The following is a 13,684-nucleotide window of genomic DNA, read 5'->3' as shown; positions in this document are numbered from 1 at the left end:
GCTTCCACATACCCACAAAACGTGATGGTTACACCCTCGCTGTGGGAGCGGGCTTGCTCGCGATGGCATCACCTCGACCTACCTGTAAGACCCCGCCGCTCTCAAGCAGGCTGTCGAACATGGCCTGGGCTGCCGCCGACAACTCATGACCGGGTTTGGTCAGCACGCCGATGGCGCGCTCTACCACGGGCTCATGCAAGGTGATGCAGCATGCGCCGAGCTCACGCATCTGCTCGGCGCACAGCGCCGGTACCACGCTCACGCCCAGCCCGCTGGCGACCATTCGCCCGACCGTGGCCAGTTGATGACTTTCGAATTCCACCGGTAATTTCATCTGTCGCGCCTGCAGGTGTTCTTCCAGCATTACCCGCACGGCAGAAGGCCGTTGCAGGGTAATAAAGGGCTCTTGCAGCAGGGTTTTCCAGTCAATCAAACCAAGCCCGGCCAGCACCGAATCACGGGGCACTACCGCGACAAAACGGTCGAGGTACAACGGGGTAAAGGTCAGCGACGAACCGGGTGCGGGTTCGAAAGCCACACCCAGCTCCACCTGACGATCGCGAACCATCTCCAGTACTTGCTCGTTGATGACGTCGTTCACCGTGACGTTAACCTTGGGATAGCGCACGCGAAAACGCTTGAGCATCGCTGGCAGCTGATTACCCGAGAATGACGGGATCGCCGCCAGGGTCACGCGCCCACGTTGCAGGGTGAAACGCTGACGCAAGTCATCCTCGGCGTTGTCCCAGTCCGCGATCAGACGTCGGGCCAGCGGCAACAGCGACTCGCCCTCGGGTGTCAGTGCCACATTGCGCGTGGTACGGCTGAACAGACGCCCGCCCAGGCCCTCCTCCAACGCTTTGATGGTCAGGCTCAAGGCCGACTGGGACAAATGCAGGCGCTCGCAAGCCACGGCAAAACTCAAGCTCTGGGCCACGGCGAGAAAGGCGCGGATCTGCTTCACGGTCATGGGCTTAGCCTCGCAGTGATTGATTTGTTTTATCTATTAATCCAGCTTAAAAATCAACTTATCAAATCAATCACATCCAGTAACACTCACTTCAAACGGCTAACCACAGCCCACTAAAAATAAAGAGGTGCGTATGGCAGGTTTCGACAAGCGTGTGAGCTCGTACGAGGAAGCCCTGGCGGGACTCAAGGACGGCATGACCGTCATCTCTGGTGGCTTTGGTTTGTGTGGTATCCCCGAGAACCTGATCAACGAGATCAAGCGTCAGGGCATCCGCGACCTGACCGTGGTTTCAAACAACTGCGGGGTTGACGGTTTCGGCCTCGGCGTCCTGCTCGAGGACCGCCAGATCAGCAAGGTGATCGCCTCTTATGTGGGTGAAAACGCCCTGTTCGAGAAGCAGCTGTTGAGCGGTGAAATCGAAGTCGAACTGACACCCCAAGGTACCCTCGCCGAAAAAATGCGCGCTGGCGGTGCCGGCATTCCGGCATTTTTTACCGCTACAGGTGTCGGCACCCCCGTTGCCGACGGCAAGGAAACCCGCGAATTCAAGGGCCGCGCCTACCTGATGGAAGAGTCCATCACCGGCGATTTCGCCATTGTCAAAGGCTGGAAAGCCGACCACTTCGGCAATGTGATCTACCGCCATACCGCCCAGAACTTCAATCCGCTGGCCGCCACGGCCGGCAAGATCACCGTGGTTGAAGTCGAAGAAATCGTCGAGCCCGGCGAACTGGACCCGACCCAGATCCATACCCCGGGCATCTACGTCGACCGGATCATTTGCGGCACGTTCGAAAAACGTATCGAACAGCTCACCGAGCGTTCCTGATCCCCTGCCCAACTCCTGAACCCGAGCACGGAGAACAACCATGGCTCTATCCCGCGAACAAATGGCTCAGCGCGTCGCCCGCGAAATGCAGGACGGCTTCTACGTCAACCTGGGCATCGGCATCCCGACCCTGGTCGCCAACTACATTCCCGAAGGCATGGAAGTCATGCTGCAATCAGAAAACGGCCTGCTCGGCATGGGGGCGTTCCCCCGGGTCGGTGAAGCAGACGCCGACATGATCAACGCCGGCAAACAAACCGTCACCGCACGCACCGGGGCGTCGATTTTCTCATCTGCAGAGTCGTTCGCAATGATTCGCGGCGGCCATATCGACCTCACCGTACTCGGTGCCTTCGAAGTCGACGTACACGGCAACATCGCCTCCTGGATGATCCCCGGCAAGCTGGTCAAGGGCATGGGCGGCGCGATGGATCTGGTGGCCGGCGCAGAAAACATCATCGTCACCATGACCCACGCGTCCAAGGACGGAGAGTCCAAGCTGTTGTCGCGTTGCAGCCTGCCATTGACCGGCGCAGGTTGCATCAAGCGTGTCTTGACCGACCTTGCCTACCTGGAAATCGACAACGGCGCGTTCATCCTCAAGGAGCGCGCACCCGGCGTCAGCGTTGAAGAAATCATTCGCAAAACCGCAGGCAAGCTGATCGTCCCGGACCATGTCCCGGAAATGCAATTCGCCTGAACCATTCACTCAAGAGCAACGCTGCTCAAGTGTGGGAGCGGGCTTGCTCGCGAGGGTCTTCAGAGCACCGCATTAACTCAGTAAAGACGCGTCATCGTTAACGACCATCGCGAGCAAACCCGCTCCCACAGAGCCAAAAAAACCTTGAGTGAACAGCATTGTCAGTCACAGCGTTTTTTTGATGACCCGTGTCTGCTCGGGGGCAATCACCTGTCCGTGCGCGTCGATGGGCTGCATCATCCCCAACGGCTGCCCTGTGGCTGTATCCACGAGTTGCGAATGGGCCTCGTGGGGCTCGAACATATGCTGCTCTGCCCATTGCCGCAAAGCCACGACCACCGGAAAGAGGCTCTCACCTTTCGCCGTCAAGACGTATTCCTGATACGAGGTCCCGTCAGACGCGGGCCGCACTTCCAAAATACCTGCCTCAACCAGGCCCTTGAGCCGGTGGGTCAGCACGCTGCGCGCTACACCCAAACCACTCTGAAAGTCCCCAAAGCGCCGAACGCCATCGAACGCATCGCGTACGATCAATAACGACCAGCGATCGCCGATCAAGTCCACAGTCCGTGCCACCGGGCAGGTGGGGGCTGGATCAATGTGCGGCTTGGCCATGCAGGCTCCTTTGATTGTTTAGGAAATCAGAATGATTTCTCGCAGCAAGTTTCATTTTAAGACTGGTTGCCCTACAATGAAACAAGTCTTAATTTGAGACTAGATTGCCGCGAGGTTTGCCCGTGCACAATGATCAACTTCATCCCGTCTGCGGGGCGCCCCCACTGCGCACTCCGCGAGGGCTGGTCGGACTGTTCGCCTGCGCCAGCGGGTTGAGTGTGGCGAACGTTTATTACGCCCAGCCATTACTTGACCAGGTGGCTGAAGACTTCGCCATCAGCCCTGGCGCTGTCGGCGGTGTAATTACCGCCACCCAGGTCGGCAGTGTGCTGGCCTTGTTGTTGATTGTGCCGCTGGGCGACCAGATCAACCGCCGAACCTTGATGCTGGTCCAAATCAGCGCGCTGATCGGCGGACTTTTTTGCGTCGGCATAACCCACTCCCCCTTGATCATGCTGTTAGCCATGCTCGCGATCGGTCTGCTGGGAACTGCCATGACACAGGGCCTGATCGCCTTCGCCGCCACTGCGTCCTTGCCAGAAGAACGCGGTCGGGTGGTGGGCACGGTGCAAGGCGGGGTTGTGATTGGACTGTTGCTGTCACGGCTGGCTGCCGGGCTGATCTCGGACCTGGCCGGGTGGCGCTGGGTGTACCTGAGCTCGGCGCTGGCCATGATGACGCTGGGTTTGATCCTCTACAAAGTCTTGCCCACGCAACGACCGTCATCCGCACCCATGGCATATCCGCGGCTAGTGCTGTCGATGTTTAAGTTGCTCAAGGAGGATCCCGTGCTGCAAATCCGCGGCATGCTCGCCTTGTTCATTTTTGCGGTGCTGGGGATTTTCTGGAGTGCGCTGGTGTTTCTCCTGACCCACGCGCCCTACGGGTTTTCACACACCACCATCGGCACATTTGGACTGGCAGGCGTAGTGGGTGCGCTCGCGGCCACGCGCGCAGGAGTTTGGGCGGACAAAGGCCTGGGCCAATGGACAACCGGCGTATCGCTGGCGCTGCTGATACTGGCCTGGGGGGCTCTCTGGCTTACGACTGACTCGATGGTATGGCTACTTATCGGCGTTGTGATGCTCGACCTCGGCGCACAAGCCATTCATGTGACCAATCAGAGCATGATTTTCAACTCACAGCCCGCCTCGCACAGCCGCGTCGTGGGCTGCTACATGCTGTTTTATGCTGTTGGCAGCGGCCTTGGCGCACTGGCATCCACTGCCCTTTTCGCGGCCCATGGCTGGACCGGTGTGTGCCTGCTTGGCGCCGGCGTCAGCTTGACGGCCCTTGGGTTCTGGGCCGTCACACTGCACCTGATGCCGGGCACTGTTGAGCACTCACGAACAGCCTCCAGGCATCCCGGATAAACACAGGGGCCGACAGCCCGTGAAAAGGTTGTCAGTGGGGAGGTGGTTCCTCACGGACTTCGGGAATCGTCAGAATCCGCTTCAACAGTTCTGCGGTTTCCACCCGGCTGGTTTTTCTGAACTCCACGGTGATGCTCTCGGTGCCCATGTCCGGGCCTTGCTCAACAACCACCTGTTTGAGGCGACCTGCGTCTTTGCCGAGAAAGTCCTCAAGGGTCTGGCGATTCAATACGCCAATTGGCGCCACCAGCTTGATGACATGCACTTTTATGTAATCGCGATACCTGTGCTCAATCGGCCCGATGGTAATCAGGATCAGCAGAATCAGAACGGTAGCCGCCACGCCCAATAGATACAGCCCGCCACCGATGGTCATGCCAATGGCCGCCACCGCCCACAGGCTCGCGGCCGTGGTCAGCCCCTTGATCACTTCACCGCGCATCATGATCGAGCCTGCACCGAGAAAGCCGATACCGGTAACGATCTGCGCGGCGATCCGCGAAGGATCGAGTTGCGTGCCCTGCTGGGTCAGCGCCTGCTGAAAACCAAAGGCGGATACGATCATGAACAGGCATGCCCCGGTCGCCACCAGCATGTGGGTGCGCAAACCCGCGGTCCAAAATTGATGTTCTCGTTGCAATCCAATCATGCTGCCCAACACTGCGGCCAACAGCAGGCGCGCAATCATTTCCCATTCTGAAATCATTCCAGTCCCTCAAGCCAGATCATCTGCCAGCGCAGTAATTGCCAACAGCATAGTCAAGGTTCAGCCGTGTGCCGCACAGCCATGCGCCAGCGCTATTTGACCAGACGGACTTCCTTGGAGGGCCGGTAGCCGAAATAGGCGCTGTAGCACTTGCTGAAATGGCTCGGCGACACAAATCCGCAGGCCACCAGCACCTCCACCTGTGACAGTTCGGTGTGCTGCAGCAAGCGCCGCGCTTCGGTAATGCGCAGTTCGAGGTAATACCGTTGTGGCGTGGTGCCCAACTGTTCCTTGAACAGACGCTCCAGCTGACGACGGGATCGGCCCACATAGACCGCCAGTTGTTCCAGCTCCAGGGGTTCTTCAAGGTTGGCGTCCATCAGCATGACCACTTCACGCAGCGGGGCGCTCACGCAGATGTTTTGCTCCGGCTTGATGCGCCGATACCGGGATTCTTCAAACGCCAGAATATCCTCGATACCTTCGACCAACGCCTTGTCATGCAAGCCCTTGATCCAGCCCAACGCCATCTGGAAGGCCCCGGCAGGGCTGGAGGCCGTCAGCCGGTCACGATCAATGACGAAGGGCTCGCTGGTGACCTGTGCGGCCTTGGCCACTTCGGCCAGTGCGGGGCGATGTTCGGGGTGGATAGCACAACGGTAGCCGTCCAGCAGCCCGGCACTGGCCAAAAACCAGGCGCCGTTCCATAACCCGCCGAGGGTGATCCCTGCACTGGAAGCAGCCCTGAGCAGGCTGACCAGTTCGTCACTGATCTTGAGTTCGGTTCTGTAGCCACCGCAAATAACCAGCAGGTCCAGCTCGTCGAGCAGGGTGGGGTCAATGCGGGCATCGGGACGAATCACCAGGCCCAGATCGCTGACGACCTCGCCTTCGCCCAGGCCATAGGTGCGCGATGAAAACAAACCGGCACGCAGCAGGTTGGCGGTGATGAGGGTGTCCAGCGCCTGGGTAAATGCGGGCAGCGAGAAGTGTTCAAGCAGCACAAAGCCCGTGCGAACCACCGGGCCTGCCTCGGCGTGGCTGTCCTTGAGATAACGAAGGTTTTTACCCTTCATGCCGGTGCTGAATTGACGTCGCTCGATCAAGGCCAGATCCATTTTTATGCTGTGATAAGGCCCAATGCTACCCCCCGGCAGGCCAAAAAGCTCCTGCTGGAGAGAGACGACCGGGGCGTGTCGGCAACTGTCCCTCCCCCATCGCCAGGCCCCGGTTCAAGACCGTTGAAGATCAGAACCCCACAGTGGCACTCAACAGGTAGGTTCGTGGCGTCGAGAGGGTCAGCCCCGGCTCGCTGTCATCCGAGGCGCCCGCCGAACTCCAGTACCGTTTGCCCAGCACGTTCTCGACACTGGCCCGTAAGGTCACGTCCTTTTGCTCGACCTTGAATGCGTAACGCGCCCCCACGTCGAAGCGTTCCCAGGCATCGATTTCCTTGGTGTTGGCCTGGTCCAGATACTGCGAGCTGGTGTAGATGCCGCGCCCGGTAAGGGTCAGCCCTTGTACGCCCGGCACATCCCACTCGGTGCCCAGGTTGACGTTGTACTTGGGCGTGGCAGGCGCACGGTTGCCGTCAAAGTTGCCGCCCAGGGTATCGGTCAGTTTGCTGTCGATGTACATCACGCCACCCAGCAGGCGAAGCCCCTGGAGCGGCTCACCGAATACGCTCACTTCGGCACCCAGGTTTTGTCGCTTGCCGTTGGGCCCGAACACCCGGCTGATGGCGTTGGTTTCGTAGGCCGGCTGCCGGATCCGGAACACGCTTGCGGTGATCGCGAACGGGCCCATGTCGTACTTGGCCCCGGCTTCAATTTGACGGCTGATGAACGGCGGGAAAATCTCGTCATTGTTGGACGCTGTCGACGGCGCAATCTTGCCCTGGCTCAAACCTTCCATGTAGTTGGCGTACAGCGAGAGCTGTTCGGTGGCCTTGAACAGAATGCCTCCCGAAGGCGAGATTTTCTCTTCGTCATAACCGGTGGTGCCTTTGACGTCATTGCTCCAGTCATCGACCTTGACCCGCTGCCAGCGAGCACCAACGGTCAGGAGCAGGCGATCATCAAAGAAGCCCAGGGTGTCGGACAACGCTACGCCGCTATAACGGCTTTCGGTGTAGACCTCGGGGTCAAGCCGGGTCGGTGTGCCGGGTTTTGGCGTTTCAACGGGGTGATAGAGGTTGCTGTTGGCCTCCGCGTAACGGGCGCCGCCATTGGTAAAGTCCATATAAAAGTAGCTGGCGGCCAGATTGACCTCATGACTCACAGGTCCGGTATGGAACCAGTTGCGCACACCGGCCATCGCGGTGCGCACGTTTTCATCACGGGTAAACGCTCGCGGCTGCACCTTGAAGTCACCGGCATCGTTGGTCACCGAAACGGCATGGCGCAGGAAGTCGTGGTTGCTTTTGCGCGCGCCGACGGCGCCGTAGACCATGACCGAATCGTTGACGTCATACTCTGCGTTCACCGCGCCAAACGTATCCTTGGTATGGGCCCGGCTCCAGGGCTCTGCGTAGTTGTGGCGAACATCGCTGGCGTCCGGAACCTTGGCTTTTGGACCCACCTGCACCCGCTCCTGAGGGGCGTCGGTGATGCGTTCGGTGCGGCCCATATCCGTCGACACGCGCAGACGCTCGCCGCGAAAATCCAGACCCAGTACGGCCATCTCGCGATCGACGCTCTGATGGTCCCACTCGGTATCGCCGGACTGTTTTACACCGTTGAAGCGCACCCCGAACTGGTCTTCGTCGCCGAACCGACGGCCAATATCCACCGCACCGCCCACCTGACTGTTGGAGGCATAGCTGCCGGTAAACTCGGTGATCGGCTGATCCGTGGCGCGCTTGGGCACCACATTGATGCCACCGCCCACGCTGCCACGGGGCGAGATGCCATTGATCAATTGGCTCGGCCCTTTAAGGATGTCGACGCGATCGGCCATTTCCATGTCGATGGTATACGTCGGCAAAATGCCGTAGAGGCCGTTATAGGACACGTCACTGTTGAACAGGCTGAAGCCGCGAATGGTGAATTGCTCATAGCGCCCGCCCGCCGGGTTGGTGGCACGTACCGAAGGGTCGCTGCCGATCAGATCACCCAGGGTGCGCGCCTGCAGGTTCTTGACCGCCTCGCTGGTGTAGGTGGTCATGCTGAACGGGGTTTCCATGAAGTCCCGCGAACCGAGCATCCCCTGGGAACCCCTGCGCGCGACCTGACCGCCAGCGAACACGGCACCGCCCTCCATACCGTCTGCACCGAGAATCGAAGTACTGGGCAATTGCAGGCTGTCGCTGCCTTGCGCCAGGGGAATCAGGGTATAGGCCTTATCGCCTGCGGACAGTAATTGCAGGCCAGAGCCCTGCAGTAGCCGGGAGAAGCCTTCTTCGACTGCAAACGCACCGGACAGGCCGCTACTGCTGTGACCGCTGACCAGCGCCGGATCCACCGACAGGTTAACCCCGGCCAAACCGGCGAAGCGGGTCAGCGCTGCGCCCAACGTGCCCGCGGGTACCTCGTAGGTACGGCGCTCGGAGCTGTCGGCCCAACTGGAGGTGATGAACAACGGACTGGAACTGAGGGTCAACACAAGACCTAATCGAAACAGCGGGCGCAGGCGCAAGGACGATACTGCTGGCATGGGGCAAAGCTCTCGTATTTTATTCACTTGCCTTGAATGACAGGCGAGATGAAAAAAAGGGACAGCGAGCGTTGCACAAAATCTGTAGATACTCTGTTGCCAGCCGACCTGTTCAGAGCAATGTGCTCCGCTAAAAAGGTCGGCCTGTAGGCCGCCTCGGCGGGCAGTTGATCTTGTTTTTGCACTGGTTTTTGATCTACCTGCCCTTCGGGAGGCTGAGAGGAGGTTCTGCGTAGTGGGTCGACCGGCATGGATGCCGGGAGAGCCGTGTTGGGCCATGGATGGCCCGTCACGGCGTGCCCACGGAGCGGGACCGGAGTGAGGGACACCTGAGCGCAGCGAGGGCCGTACGCTGGGGCAAGGCCTTTTTGGGTACTTTTGTGGCTGTTTGACAAAAGTGCCTCGCTGTAAGAGCGAAACCATCATTTCAGTTAACCGCGAATGCCGGATATGTACCCCGTGTGCCCGTTGTTTTGCGATGCGCCCGCAGCGATGCCGAGTACATATCCATTCGATATGTCACGACCTACTACGGGTTCCGCCCTTACGGCGGGTCACTTTTTCCAAACGCCGAAAAAGTAACCAAAAAGGCTTGCCCTACCATTCGGCCGCCTCGCCCAGGCTCGGTGGTTCCCTCACTCCGGCACTGTCATGGGGGCTCGCCGCGACGGGCCATCCATGGCCCATCGCGGCTGGCGCGGCGTCCTGCCGCGCCACCCCCATAACAGCACCTGCGTTCGGCCTTCTGTGATGGGCATTCGCGTCGTCTGGACATTCGTGTGGCTCCAGCAAAAGCAAAAGCAAAAGCAAAAGCAAAATCCATCGCAGACGCCACAGAACCTTGCGCAAAACGTTTTAGCGCCAACATACAAGACGCTGGCGCAGGAAAACGGCAACTGTGGGAGCGAGCCTGCTCGCGAAGGTCGTTCGCGAGCAGGCTCGCTCCCACAATAGGGCTTGATCTACAACAGAGTATCTAGAGGTTTTAGAGGATTCACGCCTGGTTATTTCGGGGTACCAGCGTGACCCAATAGCGTGTGCGTGTTTGCACCTGTACCGGCAAGGTAGCGGCCAGCAGCGACAGGATGCGGTCGGTATTGTCCAACTGAAAACTGCCAGTGACCCGCAGGGTTTCAAGCCCGGGTTCCCAGCGCAGCCAGCCTGCGCGATAGCGGCTCAGCTCACGCAAAAAATCCCCCAAGGGCTGGTTCTGCGCCATCAGCACCCGCTCCCGCCAACCAGGCTGCAACGGATCAAACGGACCAATGGCCCCTGCTCCCGTCACGCCCAAGCTGACCTGCTGGCCCTCACGCAACAACAGCGCAGCCCCATGCACGGGCTGTACCTGCACCGTGCCGCTGACCACCGAAACCTGACAATCCCCTGCATTGAGACGCACGCAGACGTCACTGTGACTCAGGGTGATGCGCCCGTAGCGGGCGTCAATGGTGAAGGGTGCAACGCCCCTTGCCTTGAGCGCCATCTCGCCCCGTACCAACGTCAGCAACCGGGCTTGCATGTCGACATTCACAGCGCTGGCCGTATTGAGTTGCAGTGTGCTGCCGTCGGCCAACGGCACATCGGTATGTTCCCCCGTGGCGGTGTGCAGATCGGCGCGCCATGCATCCAGGGGCAACTGGCGTGTCAGCAACCAGGCTGTCGGCACCACGGCGCCCACACACAGTACCTGCTTCAGGAGTGCACGCCGTCCCGGATCAGGACGGTCAAGGGTGGCCATTGCCAACGCAGAAGGCAGCTTGTGGAAGCGCTGGCGAAGTAATTGCACTTTCTGCCAGGCGGACTCATGAGCACCGGCGCTGTCGCGCCACTGTTGCAGATGCGCGCGATCTCGGTCAGTGGCCGTGCCGGACTCCATCAGCGCCAGCCAGTGGGCAGCAGCGCGGGCAACGTTTCTGACTTCGGTTGAAGGATCGGCCTGTTTCAAGCGTCCACCAACAAGCAGTGTTCGTATGCCTGGGCCATGTAACGCTTGACCGTACGTTCAGAGACCTTCAGGCGTTCGGCAATCTCCCTGTACCCCAGCCCTTCGAGCTGGCTCCAGAGGAACGCCCGGCGCACTACTGCCGGTAACCCATCAAGCAACTCGTCCAGGGCCTGCAAGGTCTCGAGCAGCAGCCAACGTTGCTCGGGGGACGGCACACTGTCTTCGGGCAGCTGTGCCAGCGCATCCAGATAGGCCTGTTCCAGGCTGCGCCGAGTATAGAAATTGCTCAGCAGACGCTTGCCGACCGTCAGCAAATAGGCTCGAGGTTCACGCAAATCAGCCAGTGGCTGGGCGCTGGCAAGGACGCGAACAAAGGTGTCCTGGCTCAGGTCTGCCGCATCCCAGGCGTTGCCCATGCGCTGGCGCAACCAGTTTTCCAGCCAGCTGCGATGATCGCGATACAGCGCATGCAGGGTCTGCTCTTTCGGTGTCGCTGCTTCAATCATCTCAAGAGGCCCCTGTGTGCAGGATATGGCAAATGAGAGTGATTCTAATTTGTGTTTTATCTTGATACCAAGTTCTTTTTCTTCTACCTCAGTCCTTTAGTCGATCCAACAGGGCCTGGGGGTGTAGATGAAGAACTAAACTGCTACAAATCATGTAGGCAGCTCACTCGGAACTTGTAGTCCCCTGGATAGGCTGCGATAAGCTCCGCCATTGGTTCAATCAACAGCAATCAGGAATTATCGATATGTACGGGGTTTTTGCATGAAGTGGCTCAAGGGCATCATTCTGGGCGCGATACTGCTTGCAGTCGGCGCTGTAGCGCTTGGGCTGTTTTACTTTCTGCCTCAACACGATGTGGTGATGGTCACCGGGGTTGAAGTCAAACGGGTTGATCACAACGGCGTTATCAACGCTGAAAATCCGGCCGACGGCCCGACCCGTGATGTGTACTTCATCAACACCGAAGACCCGATCACCAAGGAAGTCATGGTGTATCGCAACGAGGACACCGGCTGGTCCTTCCCATGGTATTTCAAGTTCGACTCTGCAGACATCCAGGCCAAGGCCCAGGGATACTCCCGAGATGCCGAGCAGCTGGCACTTATTCGATATTACGGATGGCGCATCAAGATCCTGTCGGTGTTCCCGAACATCACCGCGATCGAAGCTACCAAAACCCGCGATGAACCCTTCCCCTGGTTTAACACGGTGTTCTTCAGCGTGTTGGCACTGGTGGTGCTTTTTATTGCCGTGTTTGTAAAACGCCGCGTCAAACGACGCCCGCAAATGCCAGTGAGCTGATCAATGCGCCCCTCCCGGGGCGCATTTCTCTGCCATCATCGCAACGCTCGTGCATCGCGATGATGCTTAAGCCTGACGCTGCACCCTCTGCTCGTCTTGACCGTGCGATGCATCTTCTTCCTGCACCACAACGTCGATATCCCGTTCGTGGTCGAACACGGCCTGGGCGAGGTCTTCAGTGACGCGCATCTCGACCCCCACCGCTGACATTTGTGCCGCAGCGGTGAATGGCGCTGCCGTGACCGGCTCCGAACGCTTGCCGCGCCGCCACATAAACAGCAGCACCAGGCACACATTGAGCGCTGCCAACGCCCAGAACAACCCGCCTTCGCCGACCCTGGTCATTAACGGTGAAATCACCAGCGGGCTGATGGCAGACCCTAGCGAGTTGATCAGCAACAGGCCCTGGATCATGCGCACTATCGCCCCCGACGATGCCCGATCCGCTGCGTGACTGACTGCGACCGGATAAATCGCGAAAATACCGCCTCCCAGCAGGAAAAACGCCACGACCAGCAAGGGCGACCCCGGCGGCAGGAACAGGATGATCAGCGACAACACCGCGCAGGCAGCGCCCAACACGATCAGCACTAGATGCCTGTCCTGATGGTCCGACCAGCGTCCGACCGGGTATTGCAACAGCATGGCGCCGAGAATCACACAGGCCATCATGTGTCCGACTTCAGTCACGTCCATGCCGATTCGTTGCAAATACAGCGGAAGCAGCGCGTACACCGCAGCAATGGCGATGCCCGAGCCAAAACAGCCGATGACCCCGGTCGGCGTTGCACGCAGCAACTGCAGTGGCATTAGCGGTTCGGCCCGCTCCACAATGGGCGTCGCACGAGGAATCATCACAATGGGCAACAGGGACAGCGACGCCAGGATGGCCGCAATCATGAAGGGAATGGTGTCACCGGTTTGCGCGATGACGCCCAGGTTGACCTGCCCCAGCAGGCCAGCACCGTATAGGGCAATCATATAAAGAGCCAACAGGCGTCCACGGATCTTGGGGTCGGCGGCCATCAACAACCAGCTTTCCACCACGAGAAACACGCCGACACTGGCCCAGCCCGTGATCAGGCGCAACACGAACCAGGTCCAGGGATCTGAAGTCATCCCCTGGAACAGAATCGTGGTGGCGATCAGGGCAGCGAAGCAGCTGTAGGCGCGGATATGCCCGATCCGCACAATCAGACGATCATTGAAGATCGAGCCCAGCGTCAGCCCGATGAAATACGCAGAAGAGACGACACCGACCATGGTGGCTGACTCGCCCAATGTGTCGAGTCGCAACGTCGTCAACGACGAAAGCATGCCGTTGCCGATACTGATGATAAACAGCCCAAGTAAAGGTGCCAGCGCCATCGCCAGCAGTTGGACAGACATAATTGACTCACGACCTCATTGATCAATGGAAAAGCCCGCGACAAGCAGGTGCAACCCTGCACGGGCAAAGACCGGGCCGGGATAAAAAACAGGTATGTGCGATTGAGCTTCGCTCGACGCCACCGTCATGGCGGGCGAGTTACAGGCAAGGTTCAAGGCATGCTGGACGCACACCCTGCAACTGACCGGGCA

General features: G+C 59.3%; 12 protein-coding genes. 4 read left to right on the top strand and 8 right to left on the bottom strand.

Annotated elements, in window-relative coordinates:
* Positions 1-28 precede the first annotated feature (28 nt).
* Positions 29-970 carry a LysR family transcriptional regulator gene (locus tag RGV06_RS00720; RefSeq protein ID WP_046810598.1) on the bottom strand — a complete coding sequence of 314 codons (942 nt, stop codon included), beginning with the start codon at positions 968-970 and terminating at the stop codon, positions 29-31.
* Between the two features lie 133 nt (positions 971-1,103).
* Between RGV06_RS00720 and RGV06_RS00715 the strand changes: the two genes are divergently transcribed.
* Together RGV06_RS00715 and RGV06_RS00710 are read left to right on the top strand one after the other, a co-directional pair.
* A complete protein-coding gene (locus tag RGV06_RS00715) occupies positions 1,104-1,802 on the top strand; it encodes a CoA transferase subunit A (protein ID WP_019826399.1) in 699 nt (232 codons plus the stop codon).
* A gap of 40 nt (positions 1,803-1,842) precedes the next feature.
* Positions 1,843-2,502 carry a CoA transferase subunit B gene (locus RGV06_RS00710; RefSeq protein WP_019826394.1) on the top strand — a complete coding sequence of 220 codons (660 nt, stop codon included), beginning with the start codon at positions 1,843-1,845 and terminating at the stop codon, positions 2,500-2,502.
* A gap of 165 nt (positions 2,503-2,667) precedes the next feature.
* Here the strand turns inward: RGV06_RS00710 and RGV06_RS00705 are convergent, their stop codons facing one another.
* Entirely contained in the window at positions 2,668-3,117 is a 450-nt protein-coding gene (locus tag RGV06_RS00705; protein WP_019826392.1) for a winged helix-turn-helix transcriptional regulator, read from the bottom strand.
* Positions 3,118-3,239: 122 nt separating this feature from the next.
* Here RGV06_RS00705 and RGV06_RS00700 point away from each other — a divergent pair, with 122 nt between their 5' ends.
* Positions 3,240-4,490 carry an MFS transporter gene (locus RGV06_RS00700; RefSeq protein WP_322149077.1) on the top strand — a complete coding sequence of 417 codons (1,251 nt, stop codon included), beginning with the start codon at positions 3,240-3,242 and terminating at the stop codon, positions 4,488-4,490.
* 31 nt (positions 4,491-4,521) lie between these two features.
* On the opposite strand, the gene RGV06_RS00695 is transcribed toward RGV06_RS00700, so the two are convergent.
* The 5 genes from RGV06_RS00695 to RGV06_RS00675 all read right to left on the bottom strand — a co-directional run bounded on the left by RGV06_RS00695 (position 4,522) and on the right by RGV06_RS00675 (position 11,301).
* Positions 4,522-5,196, bottom strand: coding sequence for an MgtC/SapB family protein (locus RGV06_RS00695; protein ID WP_019826389.1), 675 nt, complete (start codon positions 5,194-5,196; stop codon positions 4,522-4,524).
* Between the two features lie 92 nt (positions 5,197-5,288).
* Positions 5,289-6,314, bottom strand: coding sequence for a GlxA family transcriptional regulator (locus RGV06_RS00690; protein ID WP_019826387.1), 1,026 nt, complete (start codon positions 6,312-6,314; stop codon positions 5,289-5,291).
* A gap of 130 nt (positions 6,315-6,444) precedes the next feature.
* Positions 6,445-8,850, bottom strand: coding sequence for a TonB-dependent receptor (locus RGV06_RS00685; protein WP_046810595.1), 2,406 nt, complete (start codon positions 8,848-8,850; stop codon positions 6,445-6,447).
* 994 nt (positions 8,851-9,844) lie between these two features.
* Complete coding sequence (locus tag RGV06_RS00680) at positions 9,845-10,795, bottom strand: FecR family protein (protein ID WP_322149076.1); 951 nt, start codon at positions 10,793-10,795, stop codon at positions 9,845-9,847.
* A complete protein-coding gene (locus RGV06_RS00675) occupies positions 10,792-11,301 on the bottom strand; it encodes a sigma-70 family RNA polymerase sigma factor (RefSeq protein ID WP_019826382.1) in 510 nt (169 codons plus the stop codon). Before RGV06_RS00675 ends, RGV06_RS00680 begins: the two co-directional genes overlap by 4 nt.
* Before the next feature lie 262 nt (positions 11,302-11,563).
* Between RGV06_RS00675 and RGV06_RS00670 the strand changes: the two genes are divergently transcribed.
* Positions 11,564-12,103, top strand: a complete 540-nt coding sequence (locus RGV06_RS00670; RefSeq protein ID WP_019826378.1) for a DUF1523 family protein — start codon at positions 11,564-11,566, stop codon at positions 12,101-12,103.
* 66 nt (positions 12,104-12,169) lie between these two features.
* Here RGV06_RS00670 and RGV06_RS00665 read toward each other — a convergent pair whose 3' ends face one another.
* Positions 12,170-13,492 carry an MFS transporter gene (locus tag RGV06_RS00665; RefSeq protein WP_048351842.1) on the bottom strand — a complete coding sequence of 441 codons (1,323 nt, stop codon included), beginning with the start codon at positions 13,490-13,492 and terminating at the stop codon, positions 12,170-12,172.
* Positions 13,493-13,684 lie beyond the last annotated feature (192 nt).

The organism is Pseudomonas sp. CCI3.1, from assembly GCF_034313985.1.
Taxonomy (GTDB): domain Bacteria; phylum Pseudomonadota; class Gammaproteobacteria; order Pseudomonadales; family Pseudomonadaceae; genus Aquipseudomonas; species Aquipseudomonas psychrophila.
This window is presented reverse-complemented; position numbering and strand designations above follow the sequence as displayed.